The 26,099-nt window shown below is 57.5% G+C and carries 16 protein-coding genes; 8 read left to right on the top strand and 8 right to left on the bottom strand.

Features of this window, described 5'->3' with window-relative positions:
* The 4 genes from B3520_RS08385 to B3520_RS08370 all read right to left on the bottom strand — a co-directional run.
* Positions 1 to 1,817 (bottom strand): glycoside hydrolase family 13 protein (locus B3520_RS08385; protein ID WP_286875856.1); only part of this gene is annotated, 1,817 nt, incomplete at its 3' end.
* A gap of 13 nt (positions 1,818 to 1,830) precedes the next feature.
* On the bottom strand, positions 1,831 to 3,321 hold the full coding sequence (locus B3520_RS08380) for a tryptophan halogenase family protein (RefSeq protein WP_286807722.1): 1,491 nt from the start codon (positions 3,319 to 3,321) through the stop codon (positions 1,831 to 1,833).
* Between the two features lie 74 nt (positions 3,322 to 3,395).
* Entirely contained in the window at positions 3,396 to 6,209 is a 2,814-nt protein-coding gene (locus B3520_RS08375; RefSeq protein WP_286807723.1) for a TonB-dependent receptor, read from the bottom strand.
* A gap of 242 nt (positions 6,210 to 6,451) precedes the next feature.
* A complete protein-coding gene (locus tag B3520_RS08370) occupies positions 6,452 to 8,080 on the bottom strand; it encodes an alpha-glucosidase family protein (RefSeq protein ID WP_286807724.1) in 1,629 nt (542 codons plus the stop codon).
* 382 nt (positions 8,081 to 8,462) lie between these two features.
* Between B3520_RS08370 and B3520_RS08365 the strand changes: the two genes are divergently transcribed.
* The 3 genes from B3520_RS08365 to B3520_RS08355 all read left to right on the top strand — a co-directional run bounded on the left by B3520_RS08365 (position 8,463) and on the right by B3520_RS08355 (position 12,880).
* Positions 8,463 to 9,971 carry an MFS transporter gene (locus tag B3520_RS08365; RefSeq protein ID WP_286807725.1) on the top strand — a complete coding sequence of 503 codons (1,509 nt, stop codon included), beginning with the start codon at positions 8,463 to 8,465 and terminating at the stop codon, positions 9,969 to 9,971.
* Positions 9,968 to 11,656 (top strand): alpha-amylase family glycosyl hydrolase, encoded by a 1,689-nt coding sequence (locus B3520_RS08360; protein WP_286807726.1) that lies wholly within the window; start codon positions 9,968 to 9,970, stop codon positions 11,654 to 11,656. The genes B3520_RS08365 and B3520_RS08360 overlap by 4 nt, the downstream gene beginning before the upstream one ends.
* An 81-nt stretch (positions 11,657 to 11,737) precedes the next feature.
* Complete coding sequence (locus tag B3520_RS08355; protein WP_286807727.1) at positions 11,738 to 12,880, top strand: Gfo/Idh/MocA family protein; 1,143 nt, start codon at positions 11,738 to 11,740, stop codon at positions 12,878 to 12,880.
* Between the two features lie 148 nt (positions 12,881 to 13,028).
* Here B3520_RS08355 and B3520_RS08350 read toward each other — a convergent pair whose 3' ends face one another.
* Both B3520_RS08350 and B3520_RS08345 read right to left on the bottom strand, forming a co-directional pair.
* Positions 13,029 to 14,060 (bottom strand): LacI family DNA-binding transcriptional regulator, encoded by a 1,032-nt coding sequence (locus B3520_RS08350; RefSeq protein ID WP_286807728.1) that lies wholly within the window; start codon positions 14,058 to 14,060, stop codon positions 13,029 to 13,031.
* A gap of 160 nt (positions 14,061 to 14,220) precedes the next feature.
* Positions 14,221 to 15,369, bottom strand: coding sequence for a helix-turn-helix transcriptional regulator (locus B3520_RS08345; protein ID WP_286807729.1), 1,149 nt, complete (start codon positions 15,367 to 15,369; stop codon positions 14,221 to 14,223).
* A gap of 165 nt (positions 15,370 to 15,534) precedes the next feature.
* Between B3520_RS08345 and B3520_RS08340 the strand changes: the two genes are divergently transcribed.
* The 4 genes from B3520_RS08340 to B3520_RS08325 all read left to right on the top strand — a co-directional run bounded on the left by B3520_RS08340 (position 15,535) and on the right by B3520_RS08325 (position 20,066).
* Entirely contained in the window at positions 15,535 to 16,299 is a 765-nt protein-coding gene (locus B3520_RS08340; protein WP_286807730.1) for an alpha/beta fold hydrolase, read from the top strand.
* Positions 16,300 to 16,459: 160 nt separating this feature from the next.
* Complete coding sequence (locus B3520_RS08335) at positions 16,460 to 18,097, top strand: methyl-accepting chemotaxis protein (protein ID WP_286807732.1); 1,638 nt, start codon at positions 16,460 to 16,462, stop codon at positions 18,095 to 18,097.
* Between the two features lie 108 nt (positions 18,098 to 18,205).
* Positions 18,206 to 19,138 carry a sensor domain-containing diguanylate cyclase gene (locus tag B3520_RS08330; RefSeq protein WP_024461520.1) on the top strand — a complete coding sequence of 311 codons (933 nt, stop codon included), beginning with the start codon at positions 18,206 to 18,208 and terminating at the stop codon, positions 19,136 to 19,138.
* Positions 19,139 to 19,160: 22 nt separating this feature from the next.
* The gene (locus B3520_RS08325) at positions 19,161 to 20,066 is read left to right on the top strand and encodes a DUF3667 domain-containing protein (protein WP_286875855.1); all 906 of its coding nucleotides are present in this window, start codon (positions 19,161 to 19,163) and stop codon (positions 20,064 to 20,066) included.
* 8 nt (positions 20,067 to 20,074) lie between these two features.
* On the opposite strand, the gene B3520_RS08320 is transcribed toward B3520_RS08325, so the two are convergent.
* A complete protein-coding gene (locus tag B3520_RS08320) occupies positions 20,075 to 23,206 on the bottom strand; it encodes an efflux RND transporter permease subunit (RefSeq protein WP_286807735.1) in 3,132 nt (1,043 codons plus the stop codon).
* Entirely contained in the window at positions 23,203 to 24,510 is a 1,308-nt protein-coding gene (locus B3520_RS08315) for an efflux RND transporter periplasmic adaptor subunit (RefSeq protein WP_286807737.1), read from the bottom strand. Before B3520_RS08315 ends, B3520_RS08320 begins: the two co-directional genes overlap by 4 nt.
* A 575-nt stretch (positions 24,511 to 25,085) precedes the next feature.
* Between B3520_RS08315 and B3520_RS08310 the strand changes: the two genes are divergently transcribed.
* Positions 25,086 to 26,093, top strand: a complete 1,008-nt coding sequence (locus B3520_RS08310) for a histone deacetylase family protein (protein ID WP_024461515.1) — start codon at positions 25,086 to 25,088, stop codon at positions 26,091 to 26,093.
* Positions 26,094 to 26,099 lie beyond the last annotated feature (6 nt).

The raw sequence follows: 26,099 nt of genomic DNA, 5'->3' as shown, positions 1-26,099 counted from the left end.
CTCATTGGCTCGAGTGTCAGATCGTTATCCAGGGACAGGGTTTCGCCGCTCAGGGCGTCGGTACCTGAAAGGTGACCATCAATGGCCTGTGCGTAACGCTCGTTGGAGAGCTGGCGGGTTTCCCCGGTGTGATTGATTGCCACCAGAATGCGCTGCTTCTCGGTGTAGCGGGCAAACACATAAACGCCATCGTGAGGGGCATAGTGCAGAAGGTCACCGTGGTGAATGGCTTCCTGTTCCTGCCGCCAGTTGAGTAACTGACGAAGGTATTCCTGTGCAGAGCGTTGGGTATCCGTCAGACCTTCGCCGGTGAACCCATTGCGCGTATCTCCGGCCCAACCGCCGGGAAAGTCACTGCGCACGGCGCCGTCGTCACGGGTCTTCGGGCTGGTGGCAAGCACTTCCGAGCCGTAAAAGAATTGAGGGGTCCCGCGCATGGTGGCCAGCAAGGTCATGGCGATATTGAACCGCTCGACGTCCTTATCAATCAGGCTGTACAGTCGGCTGGTATCGTGGTTCTCGGCAAAAATGACCAGACTCATCGGGTCCGCGTAGAGGTTGTCATCCGCCAGGGTTTCGTAGACGCGAATCAACCCGCGATTCCACGCTTCGTCTTCCGTCAGTGCGGCGCGCAGGGCGTCGTACATGGGGAAATCCATTACGCTGGGAAGATAGGACACATAACCGTCTTTATTGTCTTTGCCGCGCTGCCAATAGGACACCACATTGGGGTTGGTGCTCCACTCCTCACCGACAATATTGAAGTTGGGGTATTCCGCCATAATGCGGCGGGTCCACTCGGTCAGGAAATCCTTGTCGGAGTAGGAATAGGTATCGGTACGGATGCCATAAAGATCCGCGTACTCAATCCACCAGATGCTGTTCTGAATCAGGTAATTGGCCACCAGCGAGTTGCGTTGGTTCAGGTCCGGCATGGATTTCACAAACCAACCGTCGGCAAACTCCTGTTTATCGATGTCCGCCGCGTAAGGATCCTGAACGCTGGTCCGGTAATGGGTGGTGGGGACGAATTCGTCCTGAAAGTTCAACCAGTCGTCGGTGGGCAGATCGTCCATCCACCAGTGGCCGGATCCGATGTGGTTGAGAATCATATCCTGAATCAGGCCGACGCCTTTGGCTTTGCCTTGCAGGCTGAGCTGTCGATAGTCCTCATTGTCACCAAAGCGCGGATCTACCCGATAGAAGTCGGTAATGGAGTAACCGTGGTAGGAATACTCGGGTTGATCATTTTCCAGCATGGGGGTTGGCCAGATGGCGGTAAAGCCCATGTCCGCGATGTAATCCAGGTGCTGGATCAGCCCGGCCAGGTCGCCGCCGTGACGGCCGACGCTGCTGTCCCGGTTCGCGGCTTCTTTGAGCTCGGGAAGTGTGTCATTGCTCGAGTCGCCGTTGGCAAAACGATCCGGGGTGATCAGATAAATGGCATCGGTGGTGTTGAAGCCGTTGCGGTCGGCGGAGTTTTTCCGGCGGGTGTGGAACGCATAGTCATGCTGGAAATTGTCGCCGTTTTCATGGGCAAACTGCAGGGTGACAGTCCCGCCCTGAAAGGTGCTGCGAACGTCAAGATCGACAAACAGATAATTTTCACTCTCGACACGGTGCACATCGGTCACCGCAACCTGAGGATGCTCCAGGCTTACAGACCACTGGGCAATCCGGTCGCCGTGAATCATCAGCTGTACGTTGGGATTGCGCATGCCCGCCCACCAGAACGGCGGATCGATGCGGTCAATGGGATCGGCAAGCGCGGCGGGTATTCCAAGGAGCAGGGTGAGGAATAATGTCAGGCGTATCATGATGAGGTATCCACTACTTGATCGAGGCAATAAAGTCGTTGTGAGAGGGCATCTGGGCGACGGTTTTGTCGACAATCCGTTGCCAGAAATTCATAAACTCGCGCAGTTGATGATCTTCAATGTTGTCCACCAGCGGGTGATAGTCCTGTGGCGTAATGCCCTGGCCGATCATGACCTGTTCCCAGGCAGTTTCGCGAAACAGTTCTTCCTGCTCGCAAAAAACCCGCCCTGAGCCGACAAACAGGTCAATGCGCCGAAGCAGTGATTCCGGCTTGGGTGCTTCACGGCACATGCGCCAGAACGGGCTGTCGGTTTTACGGTTCAGGTGATAGTGCAGAATGATGAAGTCACGGATTTTTTCGAACTCGAACTGTGACTGCCGGTTGTACTCTTCAATATCGCTCGGTTGTATGCCGTTGCGAGGAAACAGCTTGATCAGGCGGGTCAGCCCCTGTTGAACCAGATGCAGGCTGGTGGACTCCAGGGGCTCGAGAAAGCCGCTGGACAGGCCCAGGGACACAACGTTCTGGCACCACTGCTGGACCCGGCGTCCGGTTTTGAAACGGATCGGACGAGGGTCCGCCAGGGCGGGGGTGTCCAGGTTGGACAACAGGGTATGCGTCGCCTCGTCGTCACTCAGGTGGCGGTGGCTGTAGACCAGGCCGTTACCCGTGCGATGCTGAAGCGGGATTCGCCATTGCCAGCCGCCCTCGTGGGCGATGGCCCGGGTATACGGCGTGATGGTTTCTGCTGCCTCGCTGGGAACCGCAAGAGCGCGATCACAGGGCAACCAGTGGCTCCAGTCCTCGAAGTCGACGTCCAGCGCTTCACCGATGAGCAGTGCGCGAAAACCCGAGCAGTCGATAAACAGATCCGCTGCTAGGCGTTCACCGGATTCGAGCTCAACGGCGGCGATATCGCCGGACTCGGAATCCTTGTCGACCGTCTGAATTTTGCCGTCAATGCGCTTGACGCCGAGCTTTTCGCTGTAGGCGCGCAACATCTGTGCGTACAGGCCGGCATCAAGGTGATACGCGTGGGTAAGCCCCGGAAACTGAGTGCCGGGAATGGTTTCCATGGGAGCAAAGCGGTTATGCCGAGCGGCCTGCTCGTTGAGCGAGTAACGCCAGAAGTCTTCGGCCACACCGGCCTGTCGGGCTTTCAGCCAATAGTGATGGAAACCGGCAATGCCGAGGTTGCGCCCGATTTCACCGAAGGCGTGCATATAACAGTCGCCGGGGCGATTCCAATTCTCAAACTGAATACCGAGTTTGATGGTACCCCGTGTCTGTTTCAGAAAGTCGGCTTCCTTGATGCCAAGTACATCATTGAAGTTCTTGATGGGGGGGATGGTTGCTTCACCGACACCGATGGTGCCTATCTCGCTGGATTCCACCAGTTGAATACGGATCTGCTTGCTGAAAAATCGGGACAATACGGCTGCCGCCATCCATCCGGAGGAGCCGCCGCCGACAACCAACACATTTTTTATGGAATGATTCACGTCTTTATCTCCAGCCAAAAAAAAGCCCCTGCTACAGCTCTTCACTATAGCAGGGGCTTTCCTTCATGCCCTGTTTAGAACTGGTAGTTCACACCGAGCAGATAGTTAGCACCGAAGGTCTGGTAAGACGTGATCCGACGGGGATCGTCTTCTGCAGCTCCGACGGTTTCTTCGTCGGTCAGGTTCTGGGCCTGCAGGGTAACGCTCAGGCCGTCAAGCGAGTCGAAACCACCCGCGCCGAAGTCATAACCGATCTGCGCATCCCACAGCTCAGAGCCCTGGTCCGTTGTCGGAGTCAGCGCCAAGCTGAGGCCGCGGGTTTCTGTAAGGAACGCATCGCGCTTGCGGCCACTGACACGGAACTCAAAGCCGTTCTTCTCGTAGTAGACCGTCAGCTGGTAAGACTCTTCGGACAAGCCGGGGATTTCCTGCTGTTCGCCATCATACTCGATAGCGCCGTCGAGGAAGGTTGCCGCAGCGACCAAACCAAAACCGTCCAGCGTTTCGCTGAAGGTATAGAACGGCAAGCTACCGTGAAGCTCGATACCTTCCACTTTACCCTTGCCCAGTTCGGCAATGGAACTGGTCGGACCCTGGTAGGACTGGAAGTTGTCCGTACCTGCATCATGATAGCCTTCGATGAAGTAAGGCTCGAAGTTTGTGATCACGTCCTGGCTGATGTGCCAGTTGAGCAAATCCTTGTAGAACCATGAGGCTGCCACATAGCCGTCGTTGGTGAAGTAGTACTCGTACGACAGGTCGGTTTGTACGGCTTCGAGTGGACGCAGGTTCGGGTTACCGCCGGAGCCACTCCAGGCGCTGAATTCCGGATCGGCGCTTTCGCGACGGGCGTCGTCAAATCGGAAGTTGACAGTGTTGTTTGGGCGCATTTCATCCATACGGGCCCGGGAAAGGGTCTTCGCCGCTGCGAAACGAACAACCTGGCTCTCCGTCATCTGGAAGTTCATGTTCAGGCTTGGAAGGACCTTGATGTAATCAGCGCCGCCACTGACTGGAGTCGCGACAACGCTGACCAGGCCGGTGTCTTCGTCTTCACGAGATACGCTGACAAAGCCATCTGAACGTTGATTGGTGTCGATTATCTGCACACCCACGTTACCGGAGAGAATGCCGGTTTCGAAGTCCGCTTTGGTATAGGCGGTGAGAACTTCTTCGTTCACAACATACGTGTCGCCTAAGCGGTCAGTTTCAAACTCGGTAGCGTCGATCTCGGTGTAAATGCCATCTCTATACATCCCTACGCCGTCATACGCAACTACACTGGTGCCAGTACCAAGGTAGTCTAAGCTGGAGGTACCAACGTAGTAGGAAGCCAAGGCCGGGTCGTTCAAGGGCAGGGCGGTCTGGTCCTCGAGGGGCAGGTCCGCATCAAAACCGGGGGCCACTAGGAAGGCACCGTAGTTAACCTTGCCTTTAGTTCGGTCGGAATAGTTCAAACCCAACTCGACACTCTGGAAAAAATCGCCGTTGAGTTCAGCGATTGCAGAGAGACGCAGAGTGTCCAGCTCTTCGTCAAAGCTCGGATAGTTAACGAAGCCGTCCTGCGCGTTGTTTTTCCCTCCAACGCGTTGGGCAATAGCGCCACCCCAGGCTTGTGGGCCCGCTAAGCGGATAGCAGCAGGGTCAGTATAGTCGGGCAATGCAATGCTCGAGTGATCACCGAACCTCACACCTTCGGGAGATACTTGCTGCCATGATCGAGCACCCGGATCGCCCTGCTGAGTGGTGCCAGCACGACCGGTACCGGAAAAGCTTTCCATATTGATCAGGTCCTTGGCGGATTCGCTGGTAGCAACGTCCAGTTCAGCTGACCAGGTCTCATTGAGCCGATACTTGGCGTTGAAACCGAACGTGGACAGGTCGCCTTCTTTGGTTTCACCATCGTTACGGATTACGGTGTGGAAGCCATCAAATTCGCCATTCATGACCAGTCCGTTTTCAACGTCGCCTACAGTGTAGTTCGCGCCGCCCCAGACTGGCCCGCCATCTTCAAAACCGCGGAAGACTTTGGACTCAAGGAAGTCGATATACAGGGCGTCAACGGTGATGCTCAGGTCTTCGGTGGGTTCCCACTGAAATACGCTGGAGATGGTGTCGCGTTCCATGGTGGCTGAGCGAACAAAGGATTTGTGACCACCGAAGATGAAGCCCTCGTCGATCTCAGGGTAACCCCAGATGCCGGCCTGCTCCTCCTGACTGGGCGATTCCATGGAAGCCAGTGTTACGGCGAAGCCCATGGTGTCATTGGCAAAGGTATCGGAATAAGTGAATGCCAGGCGATGACCGGTGTCATCGTAGTCCGGGTTAGCGGACTCCATGCCATTGACTTCGTAATTGCCGTTAATGCTGATAATGCGATCATTTTCCAGCGGACGCAGGGTACGCAGATCGACCACACCACCGAGGCCCTGATTCACAAGATCGGCTTGCATGGTCTTGTAGACGACTGCGTCGGAAATGATTTCAGAGGGGTAGAGGTCATACTCGACCCCACGGTTGTCGCCAATGCCCAGCAATTCGCGGCCGTTCATGGTGGTGGCGACGTAGTCTTCGTTGAAACCGCGGACGGAAATGCCGCTGGTGCGACCGTTGACCCGCTCACCGGCCAGACCGGGCAGGCGAGCCAGTGATTCGGCGATGCTGGTATCGGGCAGTTTACCGATGTCTTCAGCGGAAACCACTTCCACGATAGAGGAAGAGTTTTCTTTAATGGCGATAGCGTTCATAAGGCTGCGGCGGATACCGGTAACCACCACTTCCTCGAGCATGCCAGCTTCTTGGTCCTGGGCGTATGCGGGAGCAATGGTCATTCCGGCGGCAAGGCAGCCGATCATGGAAGGCAGAATAAGCTTCTTGGTGTTCATCATCTAACGATCCCCTTTCATAGGTTATTATGGTTGAGCATTGAGCAGTTGTTAAAATGTCGCCGCCAGTCACTGATGCAAATCAGTCCAGGCGATTTCAGATTCAGCGACGTTTCGCCAAATTCCTGCTGAAATTCAGGCTATCCCATCGTGTATGGGTGGGCAATTCATTGCATACGTATTCAACGCCTGTTTCCCGTTGCCAACCCATTGAATACGTATGCAGAGTGAATCTGTGGGAGCAATCAGCCATCCAGGCTGAAGTAGCCGGCGCCATAGGCAGGCAAAATCAGCTGTCGACCTTCGATTCTTGCGCCGCTGAATCCGTGTCCTTCGAGTGCCGGGCCTGCGTTCAAATGTTCCACATCCAGCGCGACTTCTTTGTTTGAAAAGTTCATGGCGACCAGAAGTGCCTGGTCATCATGACGACGGGTAAACAGCATCTGTCCCTCTGGTGTGTCCTGGAATTCGATATCTCCCAGGCGCAACGCTGGCTGATCGGTGCGCCAGTGAACGAAAATACGATAGGCATTCAGAACGGAGTCCGGGTTTTTATCCTGAACGTCGACCGCTTTGATTCGGTGCTCTTGGGGAATGGGCAGCCAAGTGGTCTCTGCTTCAGAAAATCCGGCAGTGTGGACATCCTTCTGCCAGGGCATGGGAGTTCGACAGCCGTCCCGGCCTTTGAAGCGCGGCCAGAAGGTGATCCCGTAGGGGTCCTGGAGTTCGTGCTTTTGTAGCGCCGCCTCGGTCAGGCCAAGCTCTTCACCCTGATAGCTGCACACGCTTCCGCGCAGGGATAGCATCATGGCATTGAACAGCTTGGCCAGGGCATCGGATTTATCGGCTCCGCCCCAGCGCGTCATCACCCGACGTACATCGTGGTTACCAATGGACCAGCAAGGCCAACCCTCAGCGAGGCTCGCCTCCAGTGTCTCCACGGTTTCACGGATATAGCGGGTGCTGAAGTTCTCCACCAACAACTCAAAACTGTAGGTGGTGTGCAACCGATCGTTGCCTTTGGTGTACTCGGCCATGGTGGCCAGGGAGTCCTCTGATGAGATTTCTCCCAGTGTGACCGAGCCTGGGTAACGGTCCATGACTTTGCGCAGGGATTCGAGAAACTGCACATTCTCCGGGCGATCGTTGTTGTACCAGTGGTACTGAAAGGCGTAGGGATTGTCTTCGGTAAAGCCACGGCCTTTGCGCTCTTCCTTGGGTTTGGCCGGGTTGTCCCGCAGCTTCTGGTCGTGAAAGCAGAAAGTAATCGCATCCAGACGTAGGCCGTCTACTCCCCGTTTCAGCCAGAATTCCACTTCGTCCAGAATTTCGGCGCGGACTTCCGGGTTATGGAAGTTCAGGTCCGGTTGGCTTTTGAGGAAGTTGTGCAGGTAATACTGCTCGCGCCGCGGCTCCCACTCCCAGGCGCAACCTCCAAAAATGGACAGCCAGTTGTTCGGCGGTGTGCCGTCCTCTTTGGGGTCGGCCCAGACGTACCAGTCCGCCTTGGGGTTGTTACGACACTGGCGGCTTTCCTCGAACCACGCGTGCTGGTCTGACGTGTGGCTCAGGACCTGATCGATAATGATCTTGATGCCTTTGGCGTGTGCTTGCTCGATCAATCGGTCGAAGTCGTCCAGAGTGCCGAAGATGGGGTCAATGTCCCGGTAATCGCTGATGTCATACCCGAAGTCTTTCATGGGCGACTTGAAGAACGGGGATACCCAAATGGCGTCAACTCCGAGACTGGCGATGTAGTCCAGCTTCGAAATGATCCCTGGAATATCGCCAATACCGTCGGAATTGCTGTCCATGAGGCTGCGGGGGTATACCTGGTAAATGACGGCACCGCGCCACCAGGGATTAGTTTGCATGGTGTACCTCCGCAGAAATTACTGACTGAATCCGGTCTGGTCGCCGGTCAAAAAGAGCCATAGAGGAATTCATCGCAAAGAGCCTTGAAGCGTTATTGTCTTCGTTGTTTTAGCGCGGATTTGGTTGTTACCCGGCCTTATTTGAACTGAAACCAATATACGTTAGCGCTGGAATCGGCGGCAACAGACTACATACGTATGCATTGATATCGAGGGCGGGAAATCGATCAAAAAAGAGCCATATTTGAATGAATACGTATGCAGGCTATTGCCGCGGCGCGCCGGCTTGCTTAATTTGAGCGGCTGGCGCGTCAGGCTCTCATTTAAAGGGTGTGAAGATGCTAAGCTGAAAGCACCCGATAACAGATAACAAGTGGTTAACATGAAACAAAAACCTCAACTCAGTTTTTGGCAGATCTGGAACATGAGTTTCGGATTTTTGGGCATCCAGTTCGGTTTTGCCCTGCAGAATGCCAATGTCAGCCGTATTTTCCAGACCCTTGGAGCGCCCATTGATGACCTGGCGTTTCTCTGGCTGGCGGCGCCGGTGACCGGTCTTCTGATTCAGCCAATCATCGGCTATATGAGCGATAAAACCTGGAACCGATTGGGACGCCGTCGTCCTTACTTTCTGTTCGGCGCCATTTTCGCCAGTCTTGCCTTGTTGTATATGCCCCATTCACCCACTTTGTGGGTGGCCGCCGGTATGCTCTGGATATTGGATGCGTCCATCAATGTTTCCATGGAGCCATTCCGCGCCTTTGTGGGTGATATGCTCCCGGACAAACAGCGGACCAAAGGCTTTGCCATGCAGAGCTTTTTCATCGGTATTGGCGCAGTGGTCGCCTCGTTTTTGCCCTGGATCATGACCAACTGGCTGAATGTCAGCAATACCGCCGCACCAGGCGTAGTGCCAGATTCAGTGATCTATTCATTCTGGATTGGCGGTGCAATTCTATTGCTGGCGGTCCTCTGGACGGTACTCAAAACCCGCGAATACAGCCCGGAAGAGCTCGCCGCTTTTGAACAATTCAAGGTACAACAGAAGCGGGCGGCATCAGCGGATGTGGAAACCCGCTCCGCGTCTTCCTACAGCGGTTGGGGTACGGTGTTTGCGGTGGCGGGTATTCTGGTGGCCGCTCTGGTGTATGGTCTCAGTCTTGAGAAGGAAGTCTATGTGCTGGCTGGACTTCTGGGAGGTGTAGGTATATTGCAGCTGGTAGCGGGCTATATGCTCCGCCAGGGCAAAACCGGCAATGGCATCTATCAGGTGGCGCATGACCTGTTCCATATGCCCAAAACCATGGCGCAACTGGCCGTGGTTCAGTTCTTCTCCTGGTTTGCGCTGTTTTCCATGTGGATTTACGCCACCAGCGCGGTTACCAGCCATCACTATCAGACCCTGGATACATCGTCAAAACTCTATAACGACGGTGCTGACTGGGTGGGCGTACTGTTTGGCGCCTACAACGGTTTTGCCGCGTTGGCGGCGATAGTGATTCCCCTGCTGGCCCGTAAGCTGGGGCGCAAGGGCGCACACATTGTAAACCTGTGCCTGGGCGCGGCGGGACTGATTTCGTTTGTGATCATTCGCGATCCCGTCTGGTTACTGGTGTCCATGGTGGGGGTCGGCTTTGCCTGGGCGTCCATTCTGTCGATGCCTTACGCGATCCTGTCCTGCTCGCTGCCCTCCCACAAAATGGGCGTGTACATGGGGATCTTCAATTTCTTTATTGTGATTCCACAGATCATTGCCGGCAGTCTGTTGGGTTTGATTCTGAATAATCTGTTCGCCGGTGAGGCTATTTGGGTGCTCGTGGCGGGCGGCGTATCTTTCCTGGTGGCCGCTGCCGCTACCCTTATTGTGACTGACGAAGGAGTCGACGCATGAAGCACGCACTGACGACCCGGTTGAGTATTCTCGCCAGCACCCTGGCTCTGGCGGCCTGTGCCTCCACGTCGACTCCTGGCTCTACGAGCACCTCCACCACTGATCGACCCCATTACTACGGCACTCAGGAAGCCTTTGCCGAAGAGGCGATTTATTTCCTGCTGACCGATCGTTTTGTGGATGGCGACCCCTCCAACAACCACGAAGATCAGGGCGGCGAGTTTCCCAGCTTTGATGTTCCCATGCCGGGTCCTGATGGAAAAGAGGCCAACGTTGGTTACCTGGGTGGGGATTTCAAAGGCATCCTGAATAATGCCGAGTACCTGAAATCACTGGGGGTCACGGCGCTGTGGATTTCTCCGATCGTGGATAATCCCAACCAGGCTTTTAATGGCGGTGATCCGGTCGGCTTTGCTCAGCCGGGAGACGGCGGCAAAACCGGTTTCCACGGTTATTGGGGCACCAATTTTTTCAAAGTTGATGAACACTGGGAGTCCGAAGGATTGACCTTTTCGGACCTGACCCGGAGGTTGCGTGAAGAGCACGACCTGAAAATCGTTCTGGATATTGTGGCCAATCACAGCTCACCCGCCTATTCGATGGAGGAAGACCAGCCGATGTACGGTGAGGTTTATGGGCGCAATGGCGAGCTGATTGCCGATCACGAAAACCTGGAGCCGGAGCAGTTGAATCCGAACAACCCCCTGCATGCTTTCTACGAGCGGGAAAAAGACCTGGCGCAGCTGGGTAAGTTTGATGCCGATAATCCCGCGGTGATGGAGTATGTAGTGGACGCTTACCTTCAGTGGATTGATCAGGGCGCGGCGGCCTTTCGCATTGATACCTTGCGGCACAAGCCCCATGAATTCTGGAAAGAGTTTACTGATCGCATTCGCGCAGAGCATCCGGATTTCTTCATGTTTGGTGAGAGCTTTGTGTTCGACGCGGAGTTTCTCGGGGAGCACACTCAGCCGGAAAATGGCGGTTTGAGCCTCCTGGACTTTCCCGCACAGGAAACCCTGACCTCGGTGTTTGAAAATCCGGAGAGTGATTACTCGGAAATTCTGAGTTACCTGCACCTGGAAAACAGCCCTTATCATAATCCCTACGAGCTGGTCTCTTTTTACGAGAATCACGACATTCGTCGGATGGATGGCGATACCAAGGCGTACATTAATGCCAACAACTGGCTGTTCACCTCCCGTGGTATTCCATCCATTTACTATGGTTCGGAAATCGGGTTTATGCCCGGCACCAAAGAGCACGAAGGCAATCGGAATTACTTCGGCCAGGAACGGATTGAACAGGCTCGCAGCCATGCCATTACCGACAACCTGAGTCGGATTGCCCATATTCGGCAGGAGTCAGTTGCCCTGCAAAAAGGTCTGCAGGCCAATCTGGATTTCTCGGGCGATACGGCGTCGTTTCTGCGGGTATATCAGGACGATCATCAGGCGCAAACCGCACTGGTGCTCTTGAACAAAGGTGACGAGGCAACCAGTATCAGTGTTGATCGCTGGTTGAGTCAGGGCGAGTGGCGCGATGCCGATACCGGTGAGCGATTTGATGTGGACGGTCAGATTACCCTGGGGGTACCGGGCGATGGCGTACGGGTTCTTATCTACGATGGTCCTGTTAATAATGACGGCTTGGCGGCTAGGTTGGTTCAACTTAAGAAAATGTGATTGTAGCAACGTTCGGGATTTGTTCTGCCTTATAGAATGCGAATATTTGATTATCAATTTAGCGGATAACAGGAGAAAATAATGAAGTGGCTGATGTTTTTTTGGCTATTGCTCGCGAGTTCCGGACCGGCTATGGCGGATAATAAATTAAAGATTGGAGTGGCGGGGTTAACCCATACCCACGTGCACTGGGTTTTTAATAGTGAAGAGCGCGGCGATTTTGAGATTGTGGGCATTGTCGAGCCGGATAAATCCCTGGCCCGGCGATATGCCAGCCAGCATGATTACAGTATGGATAAGGTCTACCCCACACTGGAAGCGATGATAGACGCTACCCAGCCAGAAGCCATTACAGCCTTTGGCAGTATTTTTGAGCATCTTGAAGTGGTGGAAGTGGCTGCCCCGCGCGGCATTCATGTCATGGTTGAAAAACCGTTGGCGGTCAATATGACCCATGCCCAAAAAATGTATGATCTGGCGAAACAGCACAAAATCCATCTACTGACAAACTATGAAACGACCTGGTATCCCACTAACCATGCAGTCAAAGCGGCGCTACAGTCGGGCGACATTGGCGAGATGCGCAAGGTGCTGGTTCAAGACGGTCACAAAGGTCCGAGTAAACTGGGGATCAACCAGGAGTTTTTAGACTGGCTGTTAGACCCGGTACAAAATGGCGGCGGTGCCATTATGGATTTTGCCTGTTATGGAGCGAATTTACTGACCTGGCTGACCGACGGTCAAGTGCCCAAGACCGTCACAGCAGTGACCCAGCAGTTACAGCCGGAAAATAACCCTGAGGTAGACGATGAGGCGACTCTCATTTTAACCTACCCTCACGCCCAAGCTGTTGTACAAGGGTCGTGGAACTGGCCAATCGGTCGCAAAGATATGGAGGTGTATGGCACCACTGGCGTGCTCTATGCCGATAATCGCCATCAGTATCGTAAACGCCTCGCCCGCGGCTACGATGACTTTGATGAAACCCGCAAAAAACTGGAAGAGCGGCCGTATCCGTATGATGATCCCTTCAGTTATTTTAAGGCGGTGATTGAGCAAACCATCGAACCCGAACCCTATGCGTTATCTTCACTGGAAAACAACATGATTGTAATGCAGATCCTAGATGCGGCGCGCCAAAGCGCTGCCAGTGGCGAGCGCGTTACTTTGCCAACCGACACCGGGCAGAATAAAGAGATGGGTCTAAACAGGGATGTAGATTAGAACCCGTGATATTGACCCCGACGCCCACTTGGTCCGTTTAGTTATTGAAAACATTTAGGTTTGGTTCATGTGCTAAGTGGTAGTCAATTCGTACGTGCCGTTGTCATTCGTTATTAGAGAAGGTTAGATTACCGCATAAGCTAGAACGCTATGCCTTGTGCCCACAAGAGCCACGCACCATCAGGTCGGTGGGCAGCAGGAAAGATTCCGGTTTCTCACCGTCGATCATCTTCAGCAGGTTGTCTACCAGCAGCTCACCCGCCAGTCGGGTGTTCTGTTGCACCGTGGTCAAGGGCGGATGGGTGTAGGAGGCGGTGGGAATGTCATCAAAGCCCACCACCGCAATATCATCCGGTACGATCAGACCGGCGGCCTCAATTCCCTGAATCGCCCCGATGGCGATCAGGTCGCTCGCACCAAATACCGCATCGAATTCCACGCCCCGCGCTCGCAGGGTTTCAATGCCCGCCTTGCCGTCGGTTTCCGAGGTTTCCGCCGCGACCTGAAGGGCCGGATCCAGCTCAATCCCGAATTCCTTCAGTGCCCGGGCGTGCCCCTCATAGCGGCGCCGGAACTCGGGGGAGTGCTCGCTGGCGTCCCCAATAAACGCGATCCGTTTCCGGCCGAGCTGTAACAGATGTTTTGTGGCCTTGTAGGCACCGTTGTAGTTGTCGCAGCCAATGGACACGCCCGGCTGGCCCGGCAACACCGGACCCCAGGTAATGTAGTGAGCGCCCGCCTCGTTCAGGTGGATCAGCTTTTCCACGTAGGTCACATAGTCGCCATACCCCAGGAAAATGATTCCGTCGGCCCGGTGGGCGTCCTCAAAATCCGCGTGCCAGTCATCGCTCATCTGCTGAAAGGACACCAGCAGGTCGTACTGGCGGTTGGCACAGGCGCGGGTAATGCTGCCCAGCATGGACAGAAAGAAGGGGTTGATCATGGAGTCGCCAATACCCTGATCTTCACACAGCAGCAGGGCGATGGTCCGGGTCTGCTTGGAGCGCAGGTTGCGGGCGTTTTTGTCGACTTTGTAGTTCAGCTCCCGGGCAATTGCCTGGACTCGCTTACGGGTGGCCTCGTTGACCAACGGGCTGTCGCGCAGGGCACGTGACACTGTGGATTGGGAAACCCCGGCCCGATAGGCAATATCGAACGAGGTGGGCTTGTCGTCTTTCATACACCGAAAGTCCCGGGCCTGTTACTGGCCTCTGTTGTTATGGCTCTGTGTGCGATTGCCGTTGCTTGGCAAACCCGACACTGGGTGTGGGGCCAAATGCCGGATCGGGAATGAATATATCACAGGGTTGAGCAAAAGTGGCACCAGTGCCGTTGAGGGACTATCGGGCCGGCAGTTGGTTGACCAGGGCCGCCAATTGGCTCTGTCGAGAACAGCCGGTTTTATTGAATACGGACTTCAACTGGCTTCTCAGGGTGTGGATCGAGCGGTGGTCCCGGGTGGCTACCGCTTTCAGTTCCAGACCCAGAGCGATATCCAGGGCCAGCCTGGCCTCAGTGTCGGTCAGTCCGTAGGCGGTGACCAACTGCTGGTGACGTCGGCCGATCTGAGCCAATGGGTCCCGGATATAGAGCGCGGCGTGGATATCGGTCTGCCAGAACGGCAGATTGGGTTCGGCGCCCGGAAACACCGGCGTCAACAGGCAATACAGGGGCGGGCAGTGGGGGCGGGGCACCTCAAAGCGCCACTCCAGGCTTTGGCAGTGGGCCGCTTGGCCCGTCAGACGCTGCAGAGCCGCTTTGAAGGGGGGATTCAGATTCGGGTCGGTGAATTCAACGCCGTCCGAGGTGAAGCGCAGGCCCATCGGGGCGGCCTGCTCCAATTGAGGCGAGAGGTAACGGATCTGGCCATTCGCATTGAACAGAACAAATGGCAACGGGTGACTCTGGGCGGCATTCAGGGCCGACGTCAACCGCGCCTCCCGGTCGGCCATCTGGGCACTGAGTCGCAGTGCCTGGCGCATATGGGGCAGTACGCTGTTGATCAGGTTGGTCTCTTCCCGGGAGTAATACCCCTGCCCGCCGGTGCGCTGAATCAACAGTTGCACCTTGTGCTGCTCGGTGCTGTAGACCGTGCCGCACACGCCGTGATGAATATCCAGGCCTCTGGCCCAGTCGTTGAAGAATTCGGTCTGGTAAAACGTCGGCTGTCGGCAACTGAAATCGAGGTAGGTGGAATACAACTGCCCGGTTGGCTTCTCTCCCAGCTCGGTGCGCCAGGGGCACAAATTGACGAAGTGTTCCACGTAGCGCTGGTGCGCACTATCGTCGATGTTGACCTTGATGCTGCGCTGAACGGTATTCGCGCCCTGATTCAACAACAGTAAGCGGGCCGAGCGGGACCCGGTCAAATCGATCATCCGCTTGAGAAACGGCCCCCACTGGCCGTTGCTCAGCGCACTGCCGTAAAGGGTTCCCAGGAGTTGTTCGTTATGCTCAGCAAAGCGTTTCCGCAGTGTATCGTCTGGCATGGCACCGTGGTTCCGTAAGGCCGCCGCCAGTGGATGTGGCGGGCAGCCGGAGATCAAATCATCGACTCTGGCGCGATTTTCGCTTATTTTAAATAAGTCTGCGTTGAAATACGCCAATCTGCAATGACTAATTCAAGCACGACTCATTCCAACGAGAAGCCAACCATGTCCGACCACTATGACGATTGTGTGACCGAGCAGGGCCAGGGCGAACCTCTGGTCATTCTGATTCACGGCTGGAGCTGCCAGCGCACCGATTGGGTGCAAACACTGGCTGCCATGCCCCAGGACCTCCACTGCCTGGCTCTGGATCTGCCCGGCCACGGCGAGGCGCGGGATAGACTCTGGGATGACTGGACGATCGAGGGCCTGGCCAAAGCCGTAACCGAGGTGGCTGATCAGAAGGGCGCCCACCGACTGATACTGGTGGGCCACTCCATGGGCGGTTGCGTGGCCCTGGAAGCGGCCCGGCGCTGGTCCGGACCGGTGGGCGTGGTTTTGGTGGACAGTTTCGGGCTGCCCTATGGGGATATGGATGCCGAGACCATTGCCTCCATTGAAGAACCTTTCAAGGCGGATTTTCGCGAGGCCATGGCCGGGCTGGTGGACAACACCACGGTGTCGGAGCTGGACCCTGAAATCCGTGAGTGGATCAAAGCCCGGATGTCGTCGGGCGATCCAGAGCGCCTGCTGCCCATCTGGCACAACCTGTTGCGCTGGTCCCCGGACGCGGCTTTTGCCGCTATCAAAGGGCCCATTGTGGCGCTGAACGGTGAGCACATTTCCGAGGCGGCGCAAAAGCGCTGCGCGCCCTACGTTCAGGAGACCATCCTGCCGGGCACCCATCACTTCCCCCAGTTCGAGCAGCCCCAGGCCTTCGCTAACGCACTACAGCAGTCAATGGAATCCATAGCGTCACAACTTGAGTAGGTTGGATTAGCGCAACGCGCGTAATCCAACGATTCTCAGCCCAATGGTCGCAATGTTGATCTATGCGACACACTGACACGTACTCTGTCGGGAAAATTAACACTTGGCCGCAGAGCCAAGGACATTCTAGGGGCGAGTCCCCGTATACAGAGTACTTATCATGGCTAGATCGCTCACCATCGCCCAGCGCCTTGGCGCGGGTTTCGGATTGATTCTTCTACTGTTTACCATGGTGACCGTGCTGGGGATCCAGCGGGTGACCGTCATGGACCGGACCCTGTCCGCTGTCAACGAGGGGGCCTCCCAGAAGCAACGCTATGCCATCAATTTCCGGGGCAGCGTCCACGACCGGGCCATCGCCATTCGCGATGCCGTGCTGGTCGAGAACGACCGCGCCCTGCAGGCTCACTTGCAGGACGTGCGTGACCTGGATGCGTTTTATCAGGACTCGGCCCGGCAGATGGACGCGCTCTTCGACACCCAGAACGTGACTGATCAAGAGCAGCGCCTGCTGGACCGGATTCAGACGATTGAGCAGGAAACCCTGGGCCTGACCTCTGAGTTGATCGCCCTTCGCCAGGCCGGCAACATCGAGGCGGCCCGCGAGTTTCTGTTATCCGATGTCTCGGTGGCCTACACCGAATGGCTGGCTCGGGTGAATGCGTTTATTGACTATCAGGAAGCGGATATCCGGCGGGACGTGGATCATGTGCAGGCGGTAGCAAGCGATTTTGCCAAAGTCATGGTGGCGTTTCTTTTGTTGGCGTTGATCGCGGGAGCGGTGGTGGCCGTGGTGATCATCAAAAACATCAAAGCGACTCTCGGGGCTGAGCCGGAAGCCTTGTCAGAGGCGATCGAAGCTTTCGCATCCGGGCAACTGACCGTGACGGAGAGCTCTCGCTACCCAAACAGCGTCATGGCCAATATCAACAAAACCCTGCGCCGGCTCGCCGGTGTGATCACCGATGTACGCATGGCGGCGGAAACCCTGGCCCGCTCGTCGGAAGAGCTGACCCGGACTTCGGATGACAACAGCGAACAGGTGCGCCTGCAGTCCTCGGAAACCGAGCAGATGGCCGCCGCCATCAATCAGCTCAGTGCCTCGGTGGTGGAGATCTCCCGAAGCGCGGCCAATGCCTCAAACGCCACCCAGAGCGCTGACCGGGAAGTGAACACCGGCAATCAGACGGTGCAGGAAACCGCTTCCGCCATTGAACAGTTGGCGCAGACCCTTGAGGACGCGGTGAGCAAAGTGCAGACGGTATCGACCCAGAGTGGCGATATTGAAAAAATCATCGATGTAATCAACGGTATCGCCGAGCAGACCAATCTGCTGGCCCTGAATGCGGCCATCGAAGCGGCCCGCGCCGGCGAGCACGGCCGGGGTTTTGCGGTGGTTGCCGATGAGGTCCGCTCGCTGGCGACCCGCACCCAGGCCTCGACCCGGGAGATTCGGGAGATGATCGGCACCCTGCAGACCGGGGCCGGAGACGCGGTGGAGGTGATGGAAACCAGCCATCAATTGGCCCAGAAAACCGTGATAAAAACCCGGGAGGCCGAGAGCGCCCTGTCCACCATTCGTCAGGAGGTGGTATCCATCACCGATATGAACCACCAGATTGCCAGCGCCGCCGAGGAGCAGAGTCAGGTGGCCGAGGGCGTCAATCAGAACATCAACCGGATCAGCGAAGCGACCCTGGCGTCCTCCGCTGGCGCCGATCAGGTAGCGGGGTCCAGTCGGGAGCTGTCCGAGCTGGCTCAGCAGTTGTCGCGCAAAGTGGCCCATTTCGAGGTGTAGTCAGGTGGGCGGGTGTTGGCCGCCCCGGCGGTTCGGAGTATATTGAGGCAGCGTGATCGCTCCCGGCAGAGGAGCGGCTTTGACCAACCAGCACCGGGCCACCTATTCATGAGCTCCCCCATTTCCGACGCAACTGATAGCGCGGTCTATAAAACCCTGCTTGAATCCACCAAGGCCATCCCCTGGAAAATCGACTGGGCGACCATGAAATTCGCCTACATCGGCCCCCAGATTGAAGCGCTCCTGGGCTGGACGCCGGAAAGCTGGGTCAGCGTAGAGGACTGGGCGACCCGGATGCACCCGGAAGATCGGGACTGGGTGGTGAACTTCTGTGTGAGCCAGTCCCAGTCCGGTGTGGACCATGAGGCAGACTACCGGGCACTGACCAAAGACGGCGACTACGTCTGGATTCGGGACGTGGTCCATGTCGCCCGCAATGAGCAAGGTGAAGTGGAAGCGCTGATCGGCTTCATGTTCGATATCAGTGAGCGCAAGAAAACCGAGCAGGAACTGATCAAACTGCAGAAAGAACTTGAGACGCTGTCCTACCAGGACGGCCTGACCGGCGTGGCCAACCGGCGCATGCTCGACTCCATTCTCGATGTGGAGTGGTTGAATGCCCGGCGCAACTGCCAGCCGCTGTCGGTATTGCTGATCGACATCGATTATTTCAAACAGTACAACGATCGGTACGGACACCTGCAGGGCGATGACTGCTTGAGGTCGATTGCCCAGACCCTGGATACCGTGGCTTCCCGCCCCAGGGATTTCCTGGCCCGGTTCGGTGGCGAGGAATTCATGCTGGTGCTCCCGGAAACGGATGGAAAGGCCGCTCATGCGGTGGCCGACCGATGCCGCCAGGCCATTTTGAAGTTGCAGATTCCCCACGCCGCTTCCGATGCCAGTCAGTTGGTTTCCATCAGCGTCGGCGTCGCCAGTATTATTCCCGATCACGAGTGTGAGCTGGCGGAATTTATTGAGAGCGCGGATCGAAAACTGTATCAAGCCAAGCTTGAAGGGCGCGACCGGGTGGTGGCTTAGCGCAATGGCCGACAGGGATGACATGACTCAGCCTTCGCTCTGCGCCAATTGCGATACGCCGCTTCAGGGCGATTATTGCCATCGCTGTGGGCAGGACAACAAGAATTATGTACGCAGCGCCTTCGGACTCATCACCGAGTTCCTGGGGGAGTTCACCAACTGGGACAATCGTCTCTGGCGGACCTTGTGGCCACTGTGGGTCCGCCCGGGGTTTCTGAGTCTGCGTTACGTTCAGGGGCACCGAGCCCCATATGTTCCGCCGCTGCGCCTGTACATCTTTACCTCCATTGTGGCTTTTCTGGTGTTCGCTCAGGCGATACCGGTGGATTCGATCAACTTGAATCCACCGGAGGAGACGACCGAGAGAGCCTCGGGTGAGGGGTCAGAATCGAGGAGCGGTCTGGTTGCGCCACCCATACCGGGCCGGGATGTGCACTTTGAGCTGCCCTTGGTCAGCGACGAAATCAATCGCCGACTCGAATATAATTTTGGTCGTATTGCCGAGAACCCTCAGATCGGCATCAATCAGTTTTTTTCCCTTGCTCCCCAGGTAATGTTCTTGCTATTACCGCTGTTTGCCCTGGTTCTGAAATTGATTTACTGGCGGCGACATCACTATTATATGGAGCACCTGATACTTGCCCTCCACACCCACAGCTTCGGGTTGCAATTGGCTGTGGTGGTGGTGGGCTTGGCCATGCTTGAGGATGCCATCGCGGCCTGGCCTGTGGTGCCCGAGGCATTGAGTGTGCTCAGTAGCCTGCTGTTCTGGTCGGTGCCTCTCTACCTGCTACTGAGCCACAAAACGTTTTATCGTCAGGGATGGTGGAAATCGGTTCTTAAATTTTTACTCACTGCCACTGCTTACAGCTTTCTGCTCTTCACGGCGTTTTTGTTTACGACGATCCAGAGCATCCTGCGCAGCTAAGCCGGCGATCAAGTCGCCGGCTTACCCACCGAGCGCCACAGGTAATAGATCACCGGTAGCACCAACAAGGTCAGGATCAGTGTCGTGAAGGTGCCGCCCACCATCGGCGCGGCGATGCGCTGCATCACCTCCGAACCGGTGCCGCCGCCGAGCATGATGGGCAGCAGGCCCGCGAACAGCGTGGCGGCGGTCATCACAATCGGCCGCAGCCGCAGCCCGGCCCCTTCCATCACCGCCTGCTGTAGGTCCGCGCGGGTGAAGGCCCGACCGGCCTCGGTGCAGCGCACCTCGGCGGCCTGATACTCCAGGTTAAGATACACCAGCATCAATACGCCAATTTCCACCGCCACCCCCGCCAGGGCGATAAAACCCATGGCCACCGCGACCGACAGGTCATAGCCCAACGCCAGCAGCAACCAGACGCCGCCCAACAACCCGAACGGTAATGTCATGAGGATCATCGCCACTTCGCTGAAGCGGCGGAAGTTCAGGTACAGGAGCAACACAATCACGCCCAGGGTAATCGGCATCACCAGCGCCAGCTTTTCCTGAGCGCGCGCCATGTATTCGTACTGACCGGCCCAGCGCAGCGAGTAGCCGGAGGGCAACTCAATGTGCTCGTTCACCGCCGCTTGCGCGTCGGCCACAAAGGAGCCCAGATCCCGCTCGGTGATGTCGACAAACACCCAACCGTTCAGCCGGGCATTCTCGCTCTTGATAGCGGGCGGTCCATCGTCGATGGTCACACGGGCGACCTCGCTCAAAGGAATGTGGGTTCCATTGGGGGTGACAATGGGTAAATTGGCCAGCGCCTCCGGCGAGTCACGATAGGCTTGGGGATAGCGCAGGTTGACCGGGTAGCGCTCCAGTCCTTCGACGGTTTCGGTGATATTGGCACCGCCCACGGCAGTGCGGATTACCGACTGCACATCGGCGATATTCAGCCCGTAACGGGCGGCGCTGGCGCGGTCGATATCCACGGTCAGATAGCGCCCCCCGGCCACGCGTTCCGCGTACACGGAGCTCGCACCGGGTACCTCACCAATCACGGTTTCCAGCTCCCGCCCGAGCTGTTCAATCACCGACAGGTCCGGCCCCGCAATTTTTACTCCCACCGGAGTTTTGATGCCGGTGGCGAGCATATCGATCCGGGTTTTGATCGGCATCACCCAGGCGTTGGTCAGGCCCGGAAAGTCGATCAATTGATCCAGCTCGGCGCGCAGGGATTCCGGGGTGACACCGGGTCGCCACTGGTCTCTGGGTTTGAACTGAATCACCGTCTCGATCATGGTCAGCGGGGCCGGATCCGTGGCGGTATCGGCCCGACCGATTTTGCCGAACACCGTCTCCACTTCCGGCAGGGTTTTGATCAGCTTGTCGGTCTGCTGCACAATTTGCCGCGCCTCGCCAATGGATACGCCCGCGTAGGTGGTGGGCATATACATCAGGTCGCCTTCATCCAGCGTGGGCATAAATTCCGTACCGAGTTTCTGTGCGGGCCAGAGTCCGATGACCATGATCGCCAGGGCGATCAGCAGTGTCGTTTTGGGAAAGCGCAACACGCCGCGCAGCAGCGGTTGATAGCCTGCGATCAGAACCCGGTTGATCGGGTTTTTCCGCTCGGGCAGGATGCGCCCGCGCACACAGTAACCGAGCAACACTGGCACCAGGGTAATGGCCAACCCGGCGGCGGCCGCCATGGCGTAGGTTTTGGTAAAGGCCAGCGGGGAGAACATCCGCCCTTCCTGGGCCTCCAGGGCGAATACCGGCAGAAAACTCAGGGTAATGATCAGCAACGAGAAAAACAGGGCCGGGCCCACTTCCGATGCCGAGCGGGCCGCCAGTTGCCAGCGTTGTTCGTTGCTCAGCTCGCCTTTGTGGCGCTCCAGGTGCTTGTGAAAATTTTCGATCATCACCACCGCGCCATCGACCATGGCACCAATGGCGATGGCAATGCCGCCGAGGGACATGATGTTGGCGTTGATGCCCTGGATCTGCATTACGATCATCGCGATGAGAATGCCAAGCGGCAGGCTGAACACCACCACCAGGGATGAGCGCAGGTGAAACAGAAACAGGGCGCAGATCAGGACCACTACCAGTAGTTCCTGACCGAGCTTTTCGTACAGGTTGCTCACCGCATTGCGAATCAGTTGCGAGCGGTCGTAGGTGGTGACCACCTCCACGCCGTCGGGCAGACTGGGCTTCAGTTCATCCAGCCGGGCCTTCACCCGGTCAATCACCTCCGCCGCGTTTTCGCCCGAGCGCATCACCACGATGCCACCCACCACCTCGCCTTCGCCGTTCAGCTCGGCAATGCCCCGACGCATTTCCGGGCCGAGTTGGATGGTGGCGACGTCTTTCAACTGCAGCGGGGTTCCCCGCTCGTTGGTGCCCAGCGGAATCTGCGCCAGGTCTTCTATGCTCTGCACATAACCGGTGGCGCGCACCATATACTCCGCCTCGGCCATTTCGATGACCGACGCGCCGGTTTCGGCATTGCCGTTGACGATGGCGGCGTGCACCTGTTGCAGTGGTAGGTTATAGGCGCGCAGCTTCTGCGGGTCGACCTCCACCTGATATTGCCGGTTCATGCCGCCAATGGTGGCGATCTCGGACACACCATCGAGCGCCTGCAACTCGTACTTCAGAAACCAGTTCTGCAGCGTCGTGAGTTCCGCCAGGTTGTGCTGGCCGGTGCGGTCGACCAGCGCATAGTTGAATACCCAGCCCACCCCGGTGGCATCCGGGCCGAGTTCGGGGCGAGCGCCTTCGGGTAAATCCTGAGCGGCCTGATTCAGATACTCCAACACCCGGGAGCGGGCCCAGTAGAGGTCCGTACCTTCCTCAAAAATCACATAAACGTAAGAGTCACCGTAGAAGGAAAAGCCCCGCACGGTCTGGGTTTTGGGGACGGACAGAAGCGCGGTGGTGAGCGGGTAGGTCACCTGGTCCTGCACCACCTGGGGCGCCTGCCCGGGGTAGGAGGTTTTGACAATCACTTGCACATCGGACAGGTCTGGGATGGCATCTACCGGTGTGTTGCGCACCGAGTAGAGCCCCCAGCCCAACAGCATCAAGGTGGCCAGTACCACCAGCAGGCGATTGTGAATGGACCAGCGAATGATCGCGGCAATCATGGTGCGCTTCCTCCGTGGTCCATTCCCTCATGATCCATGTCTCCGTGATCCATTGCGTCATGATCCATGGCATCGTGATCCGCCTCGTCCTCTTCTGGTGTTCGGGTTTCGATTCGGCCCAAATCCGCCGCGCGGCTGGACTCGGAATCGATCAGGAACAGGCCGTCTTCAACCACGCGATCCCCGTGGCGCAAGCCCTCCAGAATTTCGGCGCGCTCGCGGCCGACCTGTCCGACCTTGACCGGTACCGAGCGATACACCTCCGGTTCCACTTCCCGCACTACGCGGGTTCCGGCGCCGGTGCGAATCAGGGCGCTGCGGGGAATGGATAGCACGGCCTGTTCATCCTCGGGCTCGATCCGGGCGCGGACAAACATGCCCGGTTTAAGCCGACCCTCGTCGTTGGCAAATTCCAGGCGGGTGCGCAGCGTTCGGGTGTTGCTGTTGAGCGTGGGGTAGAGGTAGGAGACGGTGCCCTCCCAGGTTTCACCGGGATAGCTTGCGGTGGTCAGGGTGACCGGCTGGCCGGTGGTGATACGACCCGCATCGGCCTCAAACAGCTCGACATTGACCCAGATGTCTTCAAGACTGCCAATGGACATCAGGTTCTGCGGCAGGTCCACAAAGTTGCCCTCGCGCACACCGAGCTGCACCACATAGCCGTCCCGGCTCGCGTAGTAGCGCAGTTTCTCCCGTACGCTGCGTTCGCGTTTCAGTCGCTCGATTTCCCGCTCGCTCACCCCTTTGGCGCGCATCTGAGACAGGGAGCCCTCCGCCCGTCCCGGAAGCTGGTCTCTCAGGCTTTGCAGGTATTCCCGTTGCAGGTTGATGATTTCCGGCGAGTAAAACTCAAACAGTTTTTCACCGGCTTTGACCGGGTCGCCCTCGGTGGCCACAGCCAGCTCGGTAATCCAGCCTGAGGCGCGCACGTGAAAGTGCTGCACCTGTTGCTGGTTCACCTCCACCAGTCCGACCGTTTCAATGGTCTGGCCCACCGGCGCGTGGGTCGCTTCCGCCAGCGTCAGCCCGAGGTTCTGGGCAACCGCCGGGTTAATCCGGACATCGCCGGGCTCGCGTTTCTGGTCCTCCGCATACACCGGCACCAGATCCATGCCCATGGGGGACTTGCCGGGCCCATCCCGGCGATAGCTGTCATCCATGGGAGCCACCCAGTAAAGGGGCTCCTTCTCGTCGCTAGTCTTGGATGGTTCGGCGTTGTCCGAAGGCTCGGGCCAAAGCAAATGACTGCCCACACCCGGCGCAAAGGCGCCCAGCAGCGCCACGAAAAATAGAGGTTTGTTCATAACACCTGTCCACAAGGTAATACCACAACAGAAAAACGGCCGCGGAGGGCCAAGGGGGTGCGATCGTCAGGCGCACCTATCCTGTGGTCAGGAGAATTTGGGCGGGCGGAGCAGTTCCAGCGGCGCGCGCGTGGGTGCAGCGTCGGTGGCTGAAGAGAGGAAGTGATTCGGGGTTGAGATTGGCGGGACCGCTTGCACCGTCAGGGCCACAAAACCGGAGCAGGAGCCGGGCAACAGGCGCACTGGCTGTCGCAGTCGTGATCCGGGGTGGCTGCGAGGTGCGTAGAGTCATGCTCTGAATGACTGTGGATGGCACCACCATCGGCCATAGCCATCTCCATGGTGTCATGGCAGGGTTCGGGCGCCGTATCGGTCATCATCGGCGGATGCGAGGCACCCAGCGGCCCTGCCAGAAACAGCAGTAGCGCAAACAACCAATGACGGAAGGAGTGGCGATTCATGCCGTTAGTCTAGCGCACCTGGGTCCGTGGGCAAAGCCAGGGTGAACCCGGCCCGGTATGTGCTAGTCTCAACAGAGGCAATAACACCCACGATCACCGGAGACAGGAGAGACCATGAAAGCGTTTTTTCATCCGTCCCAGGATAAACACGCCCCGCAATCCTACCTGACCCGCGGCCAGATGCGCCCCCCTCAAGAGCTGCCGGAGCGCACCCCGGAGCTGGTCAAGGGCCTGGAGGCCCTGGGCGTCCGGCCGGAACAGGCCACCGATCACGGCATGGATGTGATCAATCGGGTGCACGACCTGGGCTACCTGCGCTTTCTTGAGTCAGCCCACCGGCGTTGGCCCGAGGACTGGGGCGGGGAAGTCATGTCCAACATCTTTGTCCGTTCACCGAACCCCATGCGCGGTATTCTGGCGGAATGCGCCCGCTATCAGGCCGACGGTAGCTGCCCCATCGGCCCCCACACCTGGGAGGCCGCCTACTGGTCCGCCCAGAGCGCCCTATCCGCCGCCGATGAGCTTCTCACCGGACAGCAGCGGGCCTACGCCCTGTGCCGCCCGCCCGGCCACCACGCCCGGCGCGACGCCGCCGGTGGCTTCTGTTATCTGAACAACGCCGCCATCGCCGCCGAAGCCCTGCTGGACCATTACGACAAAGTCGCCATTCTCGACCCGGACATGCACCACGGCCAGGGTATTCAGGAAATCTTCTACGATCGGGACGACGTGCTCTACATCTCCATCCATGGCGACCCCACCAACTTCTACCCGGTGGTGAGCGGCTATGAAGACGAGCGGGGCGCGGGCCCCGGCTATGGCTACAACATCAACATGCCGATGCCCCACGGCTCCCCCGAGTCCACCTTCTTCGAAAAACTGGCCGACGCCGCCGACGCCATCCGCCTGTACGAGCCGGACGTACTGATCGTCGCTCTGGGCTTCGATGTGTACCACGAAGACCCGCAGGCCAAAGTCTCGGTCAGCAGCGAAGGCTTCCGGCACATGGGCGAAGGCATCAACGCCATGAACCTGCCCACCCTGGTGATACAGGAAGGCGGCTACCACCTGGAGTCCCTGGCGACCAACGCCAAAAACTTCTTTAGTGGCCTGAACCCGTAACGCATC

Source organism: Marinimicrobium sp. UBA4509 (assembly GCF_002388575.1).
In the GTDB taxonomy this organism is placed as follows: domain Bacteria; phylum Pseudomonadota; class Gammaproteobacteria; order Pseudomonadales; family Cellvibrionaceae; genus Marinimicrobium; species Marinimicrobium koreense.
Note: the sequence above shows the minus strand (reverse complement) of the source record. Positions and strands in the feature narration are given on the sequence as shown.

What these genes read in the sequence shown, in the direction of transcription:
- B3520_RS08375 (WP_286807723.1), bottom strand. Translation starts at nt 6,209, where the DNA reads ATGATGAACACCAAGAAGCTTATTCTGCCTTCCATGATCGGCTGCCTT.
- B3520_RS08340 (WP_286807730.1), top strand. Translation starts at nt 15,535, where the DNA reads ATGTCCGACCACTATGACGATTGTGTGACCGAGCAGGGCCAGGGCGAA.
- B3520_RS08365 (WP_286807725.1), top strand. Translation starts at nt 8,463, where the DNA reads ATGAAACAAAAACCTCAACTCAGTTTTTGGCAGATCTGGAACATGAGT.
- B3520_RS08335 (WP_286807732.1), top strand. Translation starts at nt 16,460, where the DNA reads ATGGCTAGATCGCTCACCATCGCCCAGCGCCTTGGCGCGGGTTTCGGA.
- B3520_RS08325 (WP_286875855.1), top strand. Translation starts at nt 19,161, where the DNA reads ATGACTCAGCCTTCGCTCTGCGCCAATTGCGATACGCCGCTTCAGGGC.
- B3520_RS08315 (WP_286807737.1), bottom strand. Translation starts at nt 24,510, where the DNA reads ATGAACAAACCTCTATTTTTCGTGGCGCTGCTGGGCGCCTTTGCGCCG.
- B3520_RS08360 (WP_286807726.1), top strand. Translation starts at nt 9,968, where the DNA reads ATGAAGCACGCACTGACGACCCGGTTGAGTATTCTCGCCAGCACCCTG.
- B3520_RS08310 (WP_024461515.1), top strand. Translation starts at nt 25,086, where the DNA reads ATGAAAGCGTTTTTTCATCCGTCCCAGGATAAACACGCCCCGCAATCC.
- B3520_RS08355 (WP_286807727.1), top strand. Translation starts at nt 11,738, where the DNA reads ATGAAGTGGCTGATGTTTTTTTGGCTATTGCTCGCGAGTTCCGGACCG.
- B3520_RS08320 (WP_286807735.1), bottom strand. Translation starts at nt 23,206, where the DNA reads ATGATTGCCGCGATCATTCGCTGGTCCATTCACAATCGCCTGCTGGTG.
- B3520_RS08330 (WP_024461520.1), top strand. Translation starts at nt 18,206, where the DNA reads ATGAGCTCCCCCATTTCCGACGCAACTGATAGCGCGGTCTATAAAACC.
- B3520_RS08370 (WP_286807724.1), bottom strand. Translation starts at nt 8,080, where the DNA reads ATGCAAACTAATCCCTGGTGGCGCGGTGCCGTCATTTACCAGGTATAC.
- B3520_RS08345 (WP_286807729.1), bottom strand. Translation starts at nt 15,369, where the DNA reads ATGCCAGACGATACACTGCGGAAACGCTTTGCTGAGCATAACGAACAA.
- B3520_RS08350 (WP_286807728.1), bottom strand. Translation starts at nt 14,060, where the DNA reads ATGAAAGACGACAAGCCCACCTCGTTCGATATTGCCTATCGGGCCGGG.